General features: G+C 61.8%; 14 protein-coding genes and 2 pseudogenes. 8 read left to right on the plus strand and 8 right to left on the minus strand.

What is annotated here, in order from left to right; all coding sequences use genetic code 11:
* Nucleotides 1-113: 113 nt before the first annotated feature.
* From ARTSIC4J27_RS15295 to ARTSIC4J27_RS15320, 7 genes and pseudogenes are all read right to left on the minus strand, one after another.
* Nucleotides 114-917, minus strand: a complete 804-nt coding sequence (locus ARTSIC4J27_RS15295) for a hypothetical protein (RefSeq protein ID WP_083435492.1) — start codon at nt 915-917, stop codon at nt 114-116.
* The gene (locus ARTSIC4J27_RS22235; protein WP_161799581.1) at nt 910-2244 is read right to left on the minus strand and encodes an AAA family ATPase; all 1335 of its coding nucleotides are present in this window, start codon (nt 2242-2244) and stop codon (nt 910-912) included. The genes ARTSIC4J27_RS15295 and ARTSIC4J27_RS22235 overlap by 8 nt, the downstream gene beginning before the upstream one ends.
* 370 nt (nt 2245-2614) lie before the next feature.
* On the minus strand, nt 2615-3703 hold the full coding sequence (locus ARTSIC4J27_RS22585; protein ID WP_152683892.1) for a hypothetical protein: 1089 nt from the start codon (nt 3701-3703) through the stop codon (nt 2615-2617).
* 208 nt (nt 3704-3911) lie between these two features.
* A pseudogene (locus tag ARTSIC4J27_RS15305) lies at nt 3912-5129 on the minus strand (amino acid permease); the annotation flags it as partial.
* A 6-nt stretch (nt 5130-5135) separates the two neighbouring features.
* A complete protein-coding gene (locus tag ARTSIC4J27_RS15310) occupies nt 5136-5915 on the minus strand; it encodes a carbon-nitrogen hydrolase family protein (RefSeq protein ID WP_050056065.1) in 780 nt (259 codons plus the stop codon).
* Nucleotides 5916-5962: 47 nt separating this feature from the next.
* Nucleotides 5963-7312: an APC family permease gene (locus tag ARTSIC4J27_RS15315; protein ID WP_050056066.1), complete on the minus strand. Its 1350-nt coding sequence runs from the start codon at nt 7310-7312 to the stop codon at nt 5963-5965.
* Between the two features lie 9 nt (nt 7313-7321).
* Nucleotides 7322-8200 carry a carbon-nitrogen hydrolase family protein gene (locus ARTSIC4J27_RS15320; protein ID WP_083435494.1) on the minus strand — a complete coding sequence of 293 codons (879 nt, stop codon included), beginning with the start codon at nt 8198-8200 and terminating at the stop codon, nt 7322-7324.
* A gap of 95 nt (nt 8201-8295) precedes the next feature.
* Between ARTSIC4J27_RS15320 and ARTSIC4J27_RS15325 the strand changes: the two genes are divergently transcribed.
* The 5 genes and pseudogenes from ARTSIC4J27_RS15325 to ARTSIC4J27_RS23260 all read left to right on the plus strand — a co-directional run bounded on the left by ARTSIC4J27_RS15325 (nt 8296) and on the right by ARTSIC4J27_RS23260 (nt 12334).
* On the plus strand, nt 8296-9063 hold the full coding sequence (locus ARTSIC4J27_RS15325) for a FadR/GntR family transcriptional regulator (RefSeq protein ID WP_050056067.1): 768 nt from the start codon (nt 8296-8298) through the stop codon (nt 9061-9063).
* A gap of 344 nt (nt 9064-9407) precedes the next feature.
* The gene (locus tag ARTSIC4J27_RS15330; RefSeq protein ID WP_050056068.1) at nt 9408-10355 is read left to right on the plus strand and encodes an Ltp family lipoprotein; all 948 of its coding nucleotides are present in this window, start codon (nt 9408-9410) and stop codon (nt 10353-10355) included.
* A gap of 178 nt (nt 10356-10533) precedes the next feature.
* Nucleotides 10534-10953, plus strand: a complete 420-nt coding sequence (locus ARTSIC4J27_RS22955) for a hypothetical protein (RefSeq protein WP_167344682.1) — start codon at nt 10534-10536, stop codon at nt 10951-10953.
* Nucleotides 10954-11071: 118 nt separating this feature from the next.
* Nucleotides 11072-11254, plus strand: a pseudogene (locus ARTSIC4J27_RS23600) (J domain-containing protein); the annotation flags it as partial.
* A 306-nt stretch (nt 11255-11560) separates the two neighbouring features.
* The gene (locus tag ARTSIC4J27_RS23260; protein ID WP_235436708.1) at nt 11561-12334 is read left to right on the plus strand and encodes a nuclease-related domain-containing protein; all 774 of its coding nucleotides are present in this window, start codon (nt 11561-11563) and stop codon (nt 12332-12334) included.
* A 161-nt stretch (nt 12335-12495) separates the two neighbouring features.
* Here ARTSIC4J27_RS23260 and ARTSIC4J27_RS15345 read toward each other — a convergent pair whose 3' ends face one another.
* Nucleotides 12496-13290, minus strand: coding sequence for a glucose 1-dehydrogenase (locus ARTSIC4J27_RS15345; protein ID WP_050056071.1), 795 nt, complete (start codon nt 13288-13290; stop codon nt 12496-12498).
* A 264-nt stretch (nt 13291-13554) separates the two neighbouring features.
* Here ARTSIC4J27_RS15345 and ARTSIC4J27_RS15350 point away from each other — a divergent pair, with 264 nt between their 5' ends.
* The 3 genes from ARTSIC4J27_RS15350 (at nt 13555) to ARTSIC4J27_RS15360 (ending at nt 17642) form a co-directional block, all read left to right on the plus strand.
* On the plus strand, nt 13555-13872 hold the full coding sequence (locus tag ARTSIC4J27_RS15350; protein ID WP_050056072.1) for a hypothetical protein: 318 nt from the start codon (nt 13555-13557) through the stop codon (nt 13870-13872).
* Between the two features lie 9 nt (nt 13873-13881).
* Nucleotides 13882-16596 (plus strand): PEP/pyruvate-binding domain-containing protein, encoded by a 2715-nt coding sequence (locus ARTSIC4J27_RS15355; protein ID WP_050056073.1) that lies wholly within the window; start codon nt 13882-13884, stop codon nt 16594-16596.
* Between the two features lie 155 nt (nt 16597-16751).
* Nucleotides 16752-17642 carry a potassium channel family protein gene (locus tag ARTSIC4J27_RS15360; RefSeq protein WP_050056074.1) on the plus strand — a complete coding sequence of 297 codons (891 nt, stop codon included), beginning with the start codon at nt 16752-16754 and terminating at the stop codon, nt 17640-17642.
* The last annotated feature ends 59 nt before the right edge of the window (nt 17643-17701 follow it).

Consider the following 17701-nt stretch of genomic DNA (forward strand, 5'->3'; position numbering starts at 1 on the left):
AAATACCGCGCAATGAGCCCTCAATCACCATCGGTCGTGAAAATAATGCAGCTTCATTTGTCGGTGAGGAGAAGGGCTTGCCTCACGCCGGAAGTGCTTGCGACGGCAATCTATTAACCTAATCGCTGATGGATCCTCTGGATCACGGGCATATCATTGAATACAGCCCTATCAACAGCCAACTCAAAAAGTCCGTCCATTTTGTGACTGACTGCTGCATCACCAAACTTCGAACAGACGGCATGGAAGGCTGCCAACAGGTCATGACTGTTCACCAAATAATTGCTCTCCACACTGCGCTGCAATTCATCAGCAATCGCATAAACTTCAGTTTCTTCACCGCTCGTACTCTTCGTTCTCTTCAGAGCTAGCCGCACAACCCGAACTAGGTCAACATGCCCCAATGCATCACCCATTATTAAGTGCATCGGAAAGTTCTCCAGGTAAAGATTGAAAGAGTGCAACCTTGAAACGTATCGAATGAGGCCGACTCTAGCTGCCGCTACGATGGCGGAATTGATACCCTCTTCGGGTGAGACCTTATGGGAACGTTTGAGAAAGCGACGTGCAACGCGCACAAGAGCATCGGGCTCACTAAAGTAAGCGTCCATATAAAGATCGTAAAAGTCCGTAGCCACAATATTATCGAGATAACTACTTGCAGCGCCAGTAAGCCTATCGAAGTCCGCGTCAATCAAGAAAACAACGTCAGGCAAGAGATCGAGGGAAAACTGACTTGCCTCTAGCAGACTCGTTTTCCCATAACCCACGATCACTTCCAACGCTTCATTTTGAAGAAAATCCGCCAAAAGGTTGTAATCGCTTTCGCCTTCGACAACTACAACTCGGGAGGTCCGCTGTCCGCGCTCCAACATAAGGCTGTTGAAGAGATCATTTCCATCAAGATCTTCAAGCATTTTCGCCCGGGCCTAGCTCTACAGTTCTTGACCACCATTTACCTATAATCTGTGGAGAATGGGTGGCCACTATGAAAGAAAAACCTCGCAAGTCTGCAACGCGCGCTACATCCGCAAGGAAACTCTTCTGCCAAGTCACATGTAGAGAGATTTCGGGCTCATCAATAAGAACTAAGGTACCAGGCTCTACTCGAAATAAAAGATTATACATGAGAACTAATTCATGTTGCTCACCGGTAGAAAGGCCACTGGCAGGAATCGGATGTCCGGATGTCAGAGATCGGACCGTCAGACCATTACGTGCATCTATGACAATTTCCTTGCGAAGAAAACGAGCGTTCACAAGCTCCTCGAGCAGACTGATTCGGAGCAAAAGGTCATCAAACGTAGATAGCTTTTGGGCGTTGTCTTGCAGATAGGTTGTTAAAACGGCGCGCTGCCAATCCTTGAGCTCTTTTGCGGGTAGAGGGACATCCATTTCTGCCGATGTCAACCCAATATCTACCAAGCGACGGCGATGCAAGTCCTGCTGCTGATATTGTTCACGAATGTCCTCTTCAGTCATCGCATCCTCAACTTGCTGGTCAATAATACGACGAGGAAAAGACCGATCTAGCCGTTGTGAGGCTAAAGAGTTGTCTGCCAGTGAACGTTCGATCCGCTGCTGGAGATCTCCCGCGTAGGCTTCCACATTCCACTTGGGCGACGACTGACTATCAACTCTGGAACGGTTATTTGGTGGCGGAACGCTTGCTAGTCGTTGAGTCTCAATCAGGTAAGTCTTATTTCTAGCCAAAAACGCTTTTAACGCATCAGGGGGGCTTGTTCGCACGGATCTGCGAGAAGAAGGAAAATGAGGGCTATACCGCTCGCGGAGCTCTGAATACTCTATTATCTCACCGTCGTGCGGATCACGCCAAAGAGTCGGTGAGCCTGGCACCGGTACATAAGGCGTATTCCTTTGAATGCGTCGCCGGAGCGAAAGGTCCTCTTCGAGCGGAGCGATCCATTCGACCAACTCTTCCTGTTCCTCCGCAATGAGCTGATATGTCACCCTCTCCACTGGCTCATCGTCGGTTTCAGCCGCAATCGAAACTTTGCTGACCGTTAGCCTGTCTCCGTTATCGGCCAGCAGATCAAGTCGTGTAAACCATGCGAGTGCGAGGCCACCTAAGTCGAGGTTTATAGAGGCATTGATCAACTCCAGAAATTTTGTCTTGCCCACGCCGTTCAACCCGTAAGCGATGGCGAACTGCCAATCAGGTTCTAGAGCTATCGTGTGGTTAAATTCTCCGACGAGTCCCCGAACGGCGGCCGTTGTCAGCATGTTTCTCCTTAATCTTCCTTGCAGCATCGTAGGTGATGGGTACAGAGTTGCTTGCCCGCACGGCCGATGAGCCGAACCAATAGAAAGGTAGGCTGGCTCACTAAAAGGCTGGCATATCGAAGCTTCCAAGGAACAGGTTCGCCGGTTATCGGCAGGACTGGCGGTAGCGCTATGCATTGCATGCTTCCCCCTCTGTCCGGTCCAGAACCAACGAACCAGGGCATCCGATCAGTCATGACACTTCGGGTGTCAACAAGATCCACCTCTGATTTGTTATTTGCTGGAAAACAGAGCTAGTAGGCGAAGGCGCCGGCCGCCATCCAGCCAGCCGCACCTGCCTCCGAGATAAAGCGAAATGTCTCGGTGATCCTCAGGCATGTACAGATAACTCGAAGTTCTCCCGTCCGTCCAGCATGTCTGTAATCGTCTTCCGTAGGTGCTTTGCCATTGGCCCCGGCTTACTGTGCACTACGACCTGATATCCCTCATCCACCAGTTGCTTGACGTACCGTGCGGTAACCCAGTTGTCACTGCTGTGATCATGCAAATGTCCATGAACGTGGACTTGGGTGCAGCCAACACAGTCCGATTTGAATATCTCCAACTCCACGTCCGTCATGTCGTGCAGATTTATCGCACATGGGTCATCTGCGTAACCGAGCCTGGCAACTGAGCAAATCCACTGGCTGTGACCGCTGGAAGCCCGATAATTCAGGTTGACCCGCCCTTGCGTCTCCGTCTCGAGCATCTCGAGTGAATCGAACCCGCCTCTTCCTCGAGCTTCTGCCATGAGCTCTTCTAACCCATAGTACGTATTAGACTCGTAATGAAGAGCAATATTGTTCGACTGGCTAAAGATCCGGAATGCTCGAGTGCCTTCATGCCTATGGGCGTTCAAAGCAACTTCGAAAACAACGTTCTCAGCTACAGATCTATCGGCCTCGCCGAGAAGCTGTTTGATTCCTACATCACCAAAAAAGTCAGTGATCCAGGAAGAGAGCTGTGCCCTGGCCGTCTTCTCATCCTCGTCGGTAAGAAGCGCTCGTTCATGAGAAAATAGCGATGTGGTATCCATGGCTCCAACGCTCCCCTGCCGCAACCGCGTCAATTCTTCTGCTCGGCTCTTCCAACTCTTGAGCAGTTCGACGGAGTACCGGGAGTACTCGGAGTCAACTAAAGAGGCGTGTTTTTTGCAGAGCCAGATGCCATTATCGGCGTGCCTACGCTCAGCTGGAGTTAGCCGTGAATCGTAGCGGGGCCCCAAAGGAGAAGCCGCAGTTATGTGCGCGGCATCTCCAGTATGGGCAATGCCAGAAACGGCGTCATCTGAAGGCCCGATAGTCTGGGTGTCACAATCAGGATCTGAACATACATAACCGACTCTTGAAGCGAGCTTTCGTTTTGTTGCCATCGTAAAATCGTCTCGCCCGTTCGCGGTACGTGCTGCAGTTGAACTCATGCCGGTCATTCAACCAGAAGCCACAGGGAGTGGCATCAATCTTAGATAGCCGGGGACGCATCATTATGAAATCGAGACGCCGAGGAGGAGCGGCGAGACCCCGGCAACGCGTTACAAGGGACGGGCCGGCCATACGAGGCACGCCCCAGATCAAACGGACGTGCGCTTCGCGGACAGGAACCTCCCGCAATTGCAACAAGCGCGTGCTTCAGTCGATGAGCACCGGCTGCTTGTCACCGTTTGAAGATTCAGCAGGCGGCCGAGCGTCCCGTTTACGGCGATTCATCCAGCACCCCACCGCCAGAACCGCCACGAGCGCGAATGTGCTCAGGAGTTGGGGTCGGGAATCCTCGCCGATGAAGCCCACCGTGAAGATTGCTGCGAGGATGACCAGACCAAGGGAAGTGAGCCACGGGAAGCCGGGCATCCGCAGGGGCAGTTCCGTTTCCTCTCGGTCGGAGCGCAGCCGCAGCGCGAGCTGAGCGAGGAGCGCTGACGTCCATACCAGCAGGCAGGTGGAGCCCACGAGATTGAGCAGGACGGGAAGGACCATCTCAGGGAAAGCCAGCTCCAGCACCACCGTAACAACGCCGAACGCGACGCTGGCCAGGACTGCAACCACCGGAACCCGCGCCTTGGAGACCGCAGCAAGCAGCCGCGGTGCTTCACCGCGCTCCGCGAGAGAGAAAGCCATTCGCGAGGCCCCGTAAAGGTTGGCGTTCAGGGCGGAGAGCAGTGCTGCGACGGCAACCAGGGTGATGGCGGTGGCGGCGCCAGGCATGCCAGCGGCGTCCAGCACGGCAGCGAACGGGCTCTTCAGCCCGGCCGAACCGACGGGAACCACGGCTGCGATCACGAAGATGGCACCGATGTAGAACACCAGGATGCGCCACAGCACGGTCCGGACGGCCTTCTTCACGCTGCGGGCCGGCTCCGCGGTCTCACCTGCGGCCACGGACACGATTTCCGTGCCGCCGAACGCGAACGCCACCACAAAGAGTGCCGTGGCAATCCCGGCAAAACCGCTCGGCGCGAAGCCGTCTCCCGTGAAGTTGGCCAGGCCCGGCGATTGCGCGCCCGGCAGCCAGCCAAACAGCAGGGCAGCGCCTACCAGGAGGAACCCGACGATCGCCGCCACCTTGAGCAGGGCGAACCAGAACTCGAACTCGCCGAAGTTCTTCACGCTCGTGAGGTTCACGGCAGTGAGCACCACGATGAACACAAAGGCCATCAGTCACACCGGCAGCGCCGGGAAGATCGTCGTGAGCAGGCCAGCCGCCCCAAGCGCTTCCGCGGCAATGACCACCACGAGCTGCAGCCACCAGAGCCAGCCCACCGTGGCACCGGCCACCGGCCCGTAAGCCTTGGCGGCGTAGACGGAGAAGACCCCACTACCCGGATTGGCGGCAGCCATCCCGCCGAGAGCGCCACCCTACAACCGCCGCTGCCGGAACATCGGGAACGAGTCCCGAACCCGGTCCACGGTCTCCAGCGAAATTTCCACCGCCCGTACCGCGGGCTCCAGGCCGAGGTCGGCTTCCGCAACGCCCATCGGATCCACCAGCACGCTCCGCCCCACCGACACCGGCGGCGCCTGGCACACCCCCGCCACATACACGCTGTTCTCGATCGCCCGGGCCGCGTTCAGCGCCAGCCACTGCTCCGTCTTATGCTCGCCCGGCACCCAGGACGAGCAGACCAGCAGGACCTGCGCGCCGGCGTCGGCCAGCGACCTGGCCAGCTCCGGGAACCGCAGGTCGTAACAGGTCATCAGCCCGAACCGCACTCCCCCGTGTTCGAACACCACCGGGGCAGTGGACGGGCCCGGCTTGATGAACGTTGATTCCCCGAAGCCCTGCGCGTCGAAAAGGTGGATCTTACGGTAGAAAGCCAGCCGGCCGCCGTCGGGCCCGAACGCCACCAGCGTGTTGTACGCCCTGCCCGGCTCCTCCGACGTTTCCACCACCCCTGCCACCAGCGCGATTCGGTGGCGGCGAGCAATGCCGGCAAGCTCCTGGCAGACGGGCCCGTCCAGCGGCTGCGCCACCCGAGGGAAGGTCGCGTCCACCTTCTTTTTCTCGTAGGTGGCGTACTCCGGGAAGGCGGCCAGCGCGGCGCCGTCGCGCGCTGCCTCGGCGGCGAACCGGTCCATCGCGGCGAGGTTGGCACGTATGTCGGCGCCCGACTCCAGCTGCCCCAACGCAATCCTCACAAGAGTTCCTTCCATCGGCCCACCGGCCGCACTACAAACTGACAGGCTCAGGCAGCCGCCTCGACCGTCGCCTTCTCCGTGGCCGTCATCTCCGGCGGCGCGGCCTTGAACCCGCGCGTGATCAGGGCCAGGACCAGCACGCCCAGCACCAGCCAGGACACCCCCAGCGTAATGGCGTTGCTGTCCAGCCGGGAGAGCAGGTAGGCGCAGATGATCGCGCCGATCACCGGGACCACCACGTAGGACACCGGGTTCAGCTGCTGCCCGGCACGGCGCTGGCGCACATAGTGGAACACCACCGAGGCGTTCACCAGCGTGAAGGCGGTGAAGGCACCGAAGTTGATGAACGACGTCGACGTGGCCACGTCCAGGAAGATCGCGATCAGGCCCACGATGCCCGTGATCACCAGGTTCGCCACGGGGGTGTGGAACTTCTCGCTGAGCTTGCCGAAGACGGCCTTGGGCAGGACGGAGTCGCGCCCCATCGCGTACAGCAGGCGGGAGGCGCTGGCCTGGGCGGCGAGGCCGGAGGCGAACTGCGCCACCACCAGCCCGGCCAGGAACACAGCGCCGAACAGCTGCCCGCCGATCTGCAGGGCGATCGAGCTGGCCGCGGAAGCCGAGTCCTCGAACACACCGCCGGGGTGGACCAGCTGGGTCACGTAGGACACCGCCACGAAGATGCCGCCGCCGATCAGGGCCACCAGCATGATGGCGCGCGGCACGGTCCGGCGCGGGTTGATGGTTTCCTCGGTGAGGGTGGTGACGGCGTCGAACCCCAGGAACGAGTATGCGGCGATGGCCGCGCCCGCGGAGATGGTGGTGAAGCTGGCGGTGTCGTTGAAGAACGGCTGGCCGCTGGCCAGTCCCCCGGCGCCGTTGGCGGACACTACGTTGCCGATGGCCAGCGCCACGAAGAACACGAGGACCAGCAGCTGGAACGCCATCAGCACGTAGTTGGCCTTGTCCGCCACCTTGATACCCAGGATGTTCAGCAGCGTGGTGATCACGATGAAGCCCACGATCCAGACGCCGATGGGGAGGCCAGGGAACTGGGCGGTCAAGTAGGAGCCGCCGATGAGCCAGATGACCATGGGCAGGAAGAGGTAGTCCAGCAGCACGGCCCAGCCCACCAGGAACCCGACGCGGGGGTCGATGGAGCGGCGGACGTAGGTGTAGGCGGAGCCGGCCACGGGGTGGGCGACGGCCATGCGGCCGTAGCTGTGCGCGGTGAACAGCATGGCCACGAGCGCCACGAGATAAGCGGCGGGCGCGGCGCCGCCGGTGGTTTCGGCGATGATGCCGAAGATCCCCAGGACGATGATCGGGGTCAGGTACGCCAGCCCGAACAGGACCAGCGAGGGCAGCTTCAGCGTGCGGGTGAGGGTGGTTGTCACGGTGTTTCCTTAGGGCTTGTAGGACGGCGGTGTCCAGGTGGCCGGGTTGATCCGGCCTTGGTAGACGGAAAGTTCGACGGCGGGCTCCCCCTCGCGGAACTGCGACCAGGGGCGGTTGAGGTTCTCCGTGCCGTGTGTGCGGACGCGGTCGACGGCGGCCAGGTCCAGTTCCGCGGTGAGCAGCTGCGGCTGGTCGTCCGTTGCTTCTGTGAGGGTGTTGCCCTCCGGGTCCACGATGATGCTCCTGCCCTGGCCGGTGGGGCCGGCGCAGTTGACGCTGACCATAAAGACCTGGTTCACGATGGCGTTGGCCTTGGCCAGGATCAGTTCCTGTTTGCGGTCCGGGGTGGTGGTTTTGACGACGTTGAGGATCACCTCGGCGCCCATCCAGGCGAGCTGGCGGGAGACTTCGGGGTACCAGGCGTCGTAGCAGATGTTCAGGCCCACCCTGCCGATGGCTGGCAGGTCCACGGTGGTGAACCGGTCACCGGGGTCGTAGGGCTCGAACGGGCGCCACGGGAAGATCTTCCGGTAATAGCCGACCAGCTCCCCTTCCGGGGACAGGACCAGCTGGGTGTTGAACAGCTGACCTTCCGGTCCGCGTTCGCAGACGCTGCCGGGGACCAGCCAGATGTTCAGGTCTTTGGCGAGCTGTTTGAGTTCTTTGACCCGTGGGCCGTCCAGCGGTTCGGCGCTTGCCTGCAGGATCTCGGTTCTTTGTAGGTCCGGGTTTTCGTCGCCGAAGAGGTGCAGCTCGGGGAAGACCACCAGCTTGCTGTGCGGCTGGGCGTCGAGGGCTTCTTTGACCTCGTCGGCGAAGGCCGAGACTGGTTCGCCGATGAGCCGCGGCCGTGCTTGGGCGGCGATGAGGGGAAGGATGCGTTGCATGGTTTTTCTCCACGGTGGGGGTGTGATCCGGGTTATATTAGATCAGAATGATCCAATAAAGGGAAGGGGCTGGTGTGGGCCGTAAAGTAGCGGATATGAGCCGTCAGCTGGAGGACACCGCCGAGCCCGCGCGCCTTGGTGCCGGCAGGATGTCCGGCATGGAGCGCCGCAGCGCCATGGACGCGGTGCGGATGCGGATCGGGATGGCGATTTCTTTAGGCCTCCTGAAACCGGGCGAGCGGCTGCCGGACCAAGAGGACGTCGCGCTGGGACTTTCGGTTAGCCCCATCACCGCCCGCCGTGCTTTGGCGAGCTTGGCGGAGCAGGGTGTTGTGGTGCGCCGGCGCGGCCGGGCCGGCGGAACGTTTGTGGCGGATTCACCGCCTACGGATGTTTTGGCAGGGCTTTCCGCGTCCCCTGCTGAGTCCCAGGCCGTGAACCGGCTAGTGGACCGGCGGCTGCTGTTCGAGTGCGCCGTTACGCATTATGCGGCGGTCAATGCCACGCCTGAGCAGCTGGATGAGCTGGAGCGGCTGACGCGTGAAATGGCGGAGTCGAACGACTGGTCCTATTACCACCGGATGGACGAGCAGTTCCATCAACTGGTGGGCACGGCGTCATGCCTGGACTCCGCCGTCGAGGTTTACCACGAGACCCTCGCCGAGCTCTACGACTACTTCATCCCCTACCCAATCGAGAAGCTGCACAAGTCCAACCAGGACCACATCGCCCTGGTGGCAGCCCTGCGGGCAGGGGATGTCCAGAACGCCGTCGAGGTGGCCCGGAGGCACGTGGACATCCTGCACCGGACGATGTTCATGGGGCTGGCGCAGGACGCACCCTCAGCGGCCATGCCGGACTGACGGCACTCTGACTACCATCACCTTTCGGCAAAATAGGCAACGCGAATTTCAGCAGAAGCTCGAGTGAGCCCAGAAAACATCAACAAAGAATCAAGATTAGCGATTGCTAATCAGGATTCGCGCAGTTTTCTCCCAGTAACCAAAATGCCGATGTTTTCTCGGATGTAATGAAATGACTTTGACGCTATTGGGGGAAGCGAAGATGCTATGTCTGTCGGCTGGATTGGTGTACCGTTCTGCGGTCGGCGCTCCACGCTGGATTTCCTCTATGTGCGTCCATCACTGCACCCACCCCGCACGCTTCGTAATCGCACGTCGGTCAGGTGTCCTATGGAAGGACTCTCATGAGCCAGCAACCCTACACTGCCCCCTTTCCCCCGAACTACGGCTATGGTCAACCGGCGGTAAGCCACAAGTCGTTCCTGGCCACGTGGCTGCTCTCACTTCTGCTTGGCGTTTTAGGTGTTGACCGCTTCTACCTTGGCAAGGTGGGAACTGGAATCCTGAAGTTGGTCACGCTCGGCGGCTTCGGTATCTGGGCACTGATTGACCTGATTCTGATTCTCACAAACAAGATGCGGGACAAGCAGGGCCTTCCGCTGGAAGGTTACGACAAGCACAAAAAAGTGGCCCTGATTGTCACAGGCGTTGTTATTCTCCTCAGCATTGTCGTCAACTCGGCCCGCGCGGGTTCAGCCCCTTCTGCTGCCCCCGCCGCTTCGACCGACAAGGTCACGACTGCAGCTCAGACCGCTTCGGCCGCCCCGAAGGCCACAAAGGATCCTGCCGTTGCAGCTGCGGAAGCTGAAGCCTCTGCCAAAGCCAAAGCTGACGCAGATGCGGCAGCTAAGGCAAAGGCGGAAGCTGACGCGGCTGCTAAGGCTGAGGCCGATGCGGCAGCCAAAGCAAAAGCCGAAGCTGACGCCGCTTCCAAAGCCAAGGCTGAGGCTGATGCCGCAGCAGCTAAGGCAGCTGCAGAAGCTGAGGCCGCAGCCAAACGGGGTACGGTCAGCCAGCAGAACGCATTGCGCAAGGCTGGGAGTTACCTCGATTTCACTGCTTTCTCCCGTACCGGCCTGATTCATCAATTGGAATTCGAGAAGTTTTCGACCGGAGATGCGACGTGGGCTGCTGACCGCGTCACAGTCGACTGGAATGAGCAGGCAGCCAAGAAAGCCAAGAGCTATCTTGAGTTCACTTCCTTCTCGCGTTCCGGCCTGGTCGAGCAGTTGCTCTTCGAGGGCTTCACCCCAGAGCAGGCCGAGTACGGAGCGAGCACGACAGGTCTATAGCGGCTCGTTCTATCGAGCGCTAAAGGCAACCATACCGATGCCGGCCGCAGAGGTGGGCAATCAAAACTGGACCTAATTCATCCATTAAGGGTGATGCACGAAAGCTCCAAAAAGTGCCTGAACTGGAAAGGGCACGAACAAAGCAAATAATTGTCGAACATTTTCAAGGAGAATTAGTTTGAAACTCATCAAAACTTTCGCGGGCAGCGCGCTTCTTTGTTTAGCCCTTTCAAGCTGCGCGGGATCACCGCAAGCCGTACCCACGGTCACGCATACAGTGACTGAGACGGCCACGGCAACAGTCACCGTGACGGCAACCGCCACTGTCACAGCTGAACCGGTTGCTCCTGCCGTTGCAGCGGCTCCAGTACCGGCTCCTGTTGCTCCAGTGGCTGCTTTAATCCCGGCCAACGCAGCCGGAATGAACGCGGAGGCACTTGATGACGAGCTATCGGCTTTGGGCTTCAAAAAGATCGTTTACAACTCAAACACTGGCAAAACGGTGCTTTTGCTCAGCAACTGGACAGTTACTGGAATCGACAATGCTGGAGCGGAACAATCCGTCGACAAAGCAGTGGTCGTTCACGTAACAAAGTAATTCTGCCGCCTCAAGCCAGCCGCCCCCGGGTACGCGCCACATACGGGCATCGAGGCTCAGGGACGGAAGCGAGTCCCGCGGGCAGGCTGCCTGAGGGGGAACGAGAGGAACAGTTCGGATGACACAAGCAACCGTCACTCATTACGAGGTGCTTGGAGTACCAACGACGGCAGACACAGCCGAAATCAAAAAGGCCTACCAACGCAGGCTCAGGACATCACACCCGGACACGGGCGGAAGCACCGGGTTGTTCCGCCTCGTGCAGGAAGCCTACGAGGTCCTCTCGGACCCGGACCGCAGGGCCGCCTACGACCGCGCTCCAAAGAATAAGAATTCTGGGAACACCGCAGGTAGCACCGGCCAGCGGCCCCAACAGGAACGGTCGGAGCCCCAACCGGATTCCTCCCAGCAGAAGCCGAAACCAGGCTTCGCTGATATGGAGCAGCCACCCGCCCCGCCGCCGTGGACTGGACCGCCCGTGGAGTACCGACCACCACTTGTCCGTCCGTCCGGCGAACCACAGACCGTCCGACGACCCGCACCTGCCTGGACACGCACTTGGCGTACCGTCTTCTTCGTCCTTGGCAGCGTCTGTACCGTCCCGCCCTTGTTCAGTACCATCTGGTACTTCAGCACTACACAGTCAAACCCCAACTGGTTGATCATGGGGCTGACCTGTTTTCTGATCGCCGTTCTGACTGTCGGATTCTGGTTCGTGGTCGCCATGCTCCCAAAGTGGTGGACAACCAGGAAGCGCCCAGCACCTCCCACTGATCTTGCCACTGCCTATTTAGCTGAGGAGATCGTCAGCCGCACCGTCCATGGCGTACCGGGGCGTGGTTTATCCGTGGGGCGGTTCGGCGAGAGGGCAGAAATCGGCGCAGAAGGCGAACGTCGCACCGCAAGACTCATCACTGGCTCGGTACTCCCTGCGATACCGTCCGCGCGGCTCATCAACGGCCTCCGATGGCCCGGCTCCGAACACGCCGACCTCGATCATGCCGTGATCGCTGGAAACAGAATTGCGCTGATCGACTCCAAGCTGTGGGCGGACGGCACCTATTGGTGGGACAACAAGCAGCTTTTCCGCAACGGCCGGGAGCTTAAAGCCTTCGGGCTGGGCGCAGGCGTCGAAGCAATTCGGGCAGCCTATCCCGGATACGTGGTTGACGGGTGGGTTGTGCTGCATTCGCCGTCGGGAAGCCTTACCCTGCCGTCGATCGAGCGTGCCGGCATGTTTCCACTTCCCGGCAGGGCGCCGGTCCGGCTGGTCACGCCACTTGAACTCGTCAAAGAGGTCCATGCCTTCTTAGTACAGGGCGATGCTCCGCATACGGTCCAGGTCCCCGCTCTGGCCGCACTTCTCCGCTCAATGGTGTAGAGCAAGAGCCGGTCGCCTTCGTGTTCCCTGAACCGGCGACGTTGTCCTGGCAAGCGGGCTTTCCCGAACGGCGCCGATAGGTCCCGCGGCCGCGGGAGGATTCCCCGGGGTGGGACCGCTCAAGGCAAGAACGCACCGGTACTGGCCATTTGTCTTTCCTTTCACTGCCTCGCCGAACCGGGCTGGGCCGAGCTCTCCCGCTTTGGGGGATACGTCTCCTCGCTCCGGGTCACCGTCCCAGCGGTGTCACCACCGTCGATGACGAATTCGGCTCCGGTAACGAACGAGGATTCGTTGGACGCAAGGTACAGCACAAGGTCTGCGACTTCCCCCGGATGCCCTATGCGCCCGAGCGCCACATGGCTCATATCCAAGGACATATCAGCCGTCATGGGCGTGGAGATGACTCCAGGGTGCACCGAGTTGACCCTGATGCCCTGGGGGCCCAGGTCCAGGGCAACGCTCTTGCTGAGCCCACGCACCCCGAACTTCGAGGCCGTGTATCCGGGGATCTGCTCATAGCCGCGGATGCCGGCGATCGAGGAAACGTTGATGATCGACCCGCCTTTGGACTGCTTCAGCGCCGGGATGGCAGCCTTGATCCCAAGGAACGTGCCGGTGAGGTTCACGGCGATAACAGTGTTCCACTGTTCCAGGGTGTAGTCCTCGATGGAGGCGAAGTTCACGAGGCCGGCATTGTTCACCAGGATGTTCAGGCCCCCGAAAGTGTCGACGGCGGCGCGCACCGCCGCCTCCCAGTCCTGCGGACTGGTCACATCGAGGTGGACGTACAGAGCGCCGGAGCCCATACGCTCCGCGGTTTCCTTTCCCTCATCGTCCAGGATGTCACCAATGACCACCCGCGCCCCTTCGCCATGCAGCCGCGATGCCACAGCAGCTCCAATCCCGCGTGAACTCCCGCTGACCAGCGCTACTTTGTCGATGACCCGTTCCACGTGATGCTCCTTCGGTGATGCTGGCGGACAGTGACGGAGGGGCCGGCACGTCTGGGCTCGGTTCCAGCTGTCAATGGTTCTATCGGACGCTCGTGCCGGCTTCGAGGGTAGAGTCCAAGGTCCCCGGCGTCGCAGGCCCGGGCATAACCAAGCAGCGCGCCAGCGGCCAGAGTCGCCAAAGTAGGGTATTTCTCCCCTGTCCACCGCCCGACGACGGGACTAACCTGAGCCGCGTCAGTGTCCACCCGCCGTCGAGGAGCCGTCATGGCCGGGTTTGTGCAGATCATCGAATTCAGGACCTCCCGCATCAAGGAGATTGAAGAGCTGGGCCGTCCCTCAAGAACCGAGGGAAGCACTGCGCCCACATTCCGCCGCATTGTTGCCACCGCGGACAGGGACCGCCCGGGGACCTACTTCACCATCGTCGATTTCGATTCCTTCGACTCGGCAATGGAGAACTCCGGCCGGCCCGAAACGTCGGAGTTCGCGGCCAGGATGGCGGCACTGTGTGACGGCCCGGTGATCTTCCACAACCTGGATGTCATGTGGGAGGACACCGGGGACGGTGCGGACAACAGGTAGGAGCAGGACGTGGCTTCTTTAGGACTGGTGCGGGACGACGCCGGAACGGGCCTGGTGGTTGACCTCCTCGAGCTGTCCTCGGCGTCGCTGGAATCAGTGGGCGGCAAGGCCCTTAACCTCGGCCGCCTTGCCGCTGCGGACTTTCCGGTTCCGCCCGGATTCTGCCTGACCACCGCCGGCTACCGGAAGGCGGCACCTGCGGAACTGGACATCATCACTGCCCGTCTGGACGCGGCGGAAAGGTCCGACGGCGGCCGTGGACTTACGGACGAACGGAACGGTCTCGCCCGGCAGGCCCGGGAAGCGATGACCGCGGCGCCGGTGCCGCCCGACGTCGAATCCGCTATCCGCGAGGCCTATGCCGCACTGGGCAGCGGGCCTGTGGCGGTGCGCTCTTCCGCCACCGCCGAGGACCTGCCCTTTGCCAGCTTCGCCGGGCAGCAGGACTCGTTCATGGACGTGGTGGGAGCCGATGCCGTCGTCGAAGCCGTCCGCCGCTGCTGGGCCTCGCTCTGGACCGACCGGGCCGTTGCCTACCGTACGACGAACGGGATCAGCCACCGCGACGTGGGACTCGCCGTCGTCATTCAAAAAATGGTGGGCGCCGGTACCGCGGGTGTCCTGTTCACCGCCAATCCAGTGACCGGCACCCGGACCGAGACGGTCATAGATGCCAGTCCCGGGCCGGGACAGGCGGTGGTATCCGGCTCCGTGAACCCGGACCATTTCGTGGTGGAGACGGCGTCGGGCCGGATCCTGCAGCAGCCGCAGGGCCGCGCGCCGAGCCTGACCGGGCCGCAGCTTCGCGAACTGACCGCCCTCGGGGACGCCGCCCAGCGCCTTTTCAACACGCCCCAGGATGTGGAATGGGTGATCGACGGCGGCGGCACGGCGTGGCTGACCCAGTCGCGGCCCATCACCACGCTGTACCCGCTGCCGGAGGAGGACCCGTTCCACGGGCCAACCGGCGGGGACGGGATGGCCCCTGCAGCCGGCGCAGCCTCCGGCACCGATACCCGTGTATATCTGTGCGGGACGCTGCTCCAAGGCCTCACGCGCCCCATCACGCCGATGGGCCTCCACGTCCTGGCCCTAATGCGCGGAAACAACAAAGGCCCATGGAAAACCGTGAACCCCGGATTGCGGATGTACGTGGACCTGACACCCATCCTCCGCAACAAATCCGGCCGCGAGATGATGGCTAAGGTGCTGCCCCTTGCGGACGGACGGTCAGCTGCCATCCTCCCAGCCCTCCTGGACGATCTGCGGTTCAGCGTGGCCCGGCCAGCTCGCAGGAAATCCGGCCACAAGGACAGCACCGCCTCTGCCCGGACTCACACCAAGGGCGCCGAAGGCACCCAGGGCCTGGGCGTCTTCCTGGGGCTCATTCCCGGCATGGTCCGCGCCCTGCTGTGGCCTGACCGGGAACTGCGGAGGGCACGGCGGTATCAAGACCGGCTTGCAGCCGGGCTGGCCCTCCCCTTGCCTGCCACTGCCGCCAGGCGGCTCCAGCACACCGAGGACATCCTGGCCACGTCGGTCAACAGCTTAATTCAGGCCTCGCTGCCGGCACCGGCCGCGGGCTACCTGACGCTGGCCGCGGCCCGCAGGCTCCTGCGCGGAATTGCCGAGCCGCGGGAACTTGAGGCTGTACTGCGCGGGCTTCCCCACAACGTGACCACCATCATGGACCTGGAGCTCTGGCACCTGGCAGTATCCATCGGGAGTGATCCGGAGGCACGCCGGACATTCACAGAACTGCAGCCCGGAGAGCTGGCTGCCCGCTACAAGGCAGGCGCGCTGCCCGCCGCAGCCCAGTCCGGGCTGCACGCGTTCCTGTCCCAGTACGGCCACCGGGCGGTCGCGGAAATCGACCTGGGGATGCCCAGGTGGTTCGAGGAACCGGACCACATCCTCGGCATGATCTCCAACTACCTCCGGGTGGACGATCCCGCACAGGCCCCCGACCGCCGGTTCGCCAGAGCCGCCGAGCACGCGGAGGCCAGGATCAGCGAACTGGTGGAGCGTGCCGGGACAAAGAGCCGGTTGCGGGGGCGCCTGGTGGCGTGGTGCCTGCGGCGGACACGGCAGCTCGCAGGCCTGCGGGAGCTGCCGAAGTTCTGCATCGTGCTGGTGCTGGCGGAGATGCACCGGCAGCTCACGGAGGTCGGCGCCACACTGGTCAAGGACGGAAGCATCACCGCCTCCCATGACGTGTTCTTCCTGGACTTCGACGAACTGCGCGTGGGCCTTCGCGGTGCGGACCTGAAGGGGATCGTTGCCGGCCGCCGCAGGCTGTACGACGTCGAACTGCGGCGCCGGCGCATTCCGCGCCTTCTGCTCTCGGACGGCACGGACGTGGAGGCAGCCATGATGGCGGTGGCTGCCGCGCTTCCCCAGCCGGTTGCCGCGGACCGGCTGACGGGCACGCCGGCGTCGGCAGGCTCCGCTACCGGGAAGGTCAGGGTCGTCATGGATCCGGTGGGCGCACACCTGGAGCCCGGGGAAATCCTGGTGGCCCCTTCCACTGATCCCGGGTGGACCCCGCTTTTCATGACGGCAGGAGCCTTGGTGATGGAGATGGGCGGTGTCGTCTCGCACGGAGCGGTGGTGGCCCGGGAGTACGGCATTCCCGCGGTAGTGGGTGTTGCGGATGCCACCACGCGGCTGCACGACGGCCAGAGCATCACCGTGGACGGGGCCGCCGGAACGGTGACGTGGTGACGTTGGTTCGCAATGCCCAGAGTGCCCGCGGTCTGCCGACCTGGCCGGGCGAGGGAATCTCATGCGGGGCATGAGTTGATAGGCACCGGCCAAAAGCCTGTTTAACGGAGCACTGAACCTCCCCCCGTCGTCACCTGCAGCCCCTAAGATGAGGCATGGATTTCGCGGACATGCTCTTGACGGTATTGGGGGCGGGGCTGATTCTGCTGATGCTCGCCGACGTTTTCCATACGCTTCTTTATCCGCACGGTTCCGGCCCTACAGGACGGGCCATTATGCATGGCGTCTGGGTCCTGACGAAGAAGGTACGGGGCCGGGCCTCCTCCGCTGCTGCGCCGCTGGCAATGGCGGCTGTCATCGCCGCCTGGGCAAGCCTGGCCGCGGTGGGCTGGGCCCTGCTGTATCTGCCCCATCTGCCGGAGGGTTTTGTGTACGGGGCCGGCGTTCCCCAGCGCGGGGACTTTGCCGAAGCGCTCTACATCTCGATGGTCACTCTTTCCACTGCCGGGTTCGGCGAGATCGTGGCCGCCGATCCGCTGCTGAGGCTGGTGTCCGCCTTGCAGGCCATCACCGGCTTCGGGCTGCTGACCGCCACGGTCACCTGGATCCTGCAGACATACCCTGCCCTGAACCGCCGCCGGGCCCTCGCCCACCAGCTGAACCTCTTCCGGGAGGCGGCAGGACCGAAGGGCCTGTCCGCTTTGGATCCCGGCCATGCCGCCGGGCTACTGGAGTCGATGGCCGCAGACGTTGCCACCGCGAGCATAGATCTGGTGGCGTTCCACGAAACCTACTACTTCCGCGAAGTCGATCAGCGCGGTTCCCTGCCCGCCAATGTCTCCTACGCCCAGCAACTGGCATCGCAGGCCGAGCAGAGCCCAAACCCGGAACTCAGCTTTGCCGGACGGATGCTGCACGCGGCGCTGGATGGCCTCGCGGAAGTCCTTCGCGGCAGGTTCGGCCATTCCGGAACAACATCCTCCGACGTCTTCGACAGCTACGCGTTGCACCACCGGCACCGGCGGGCGGACGAACCGGAAGACTGACGGCATCCCGCCCTGCCACTCTGGTGGTGGGGAAAGCAGAGGCGACGCCCCCGCAAAAG

This window comes from Pseudarthrobacter siccitolerans, from assembly GCF_001046895.1.
Lineage (GTDB): Bacteria > Actinomycetota > Actinomycetes > Actinomycetales > Micrococcaceae > Arthrobacter > Arthrobacter siccitolerans.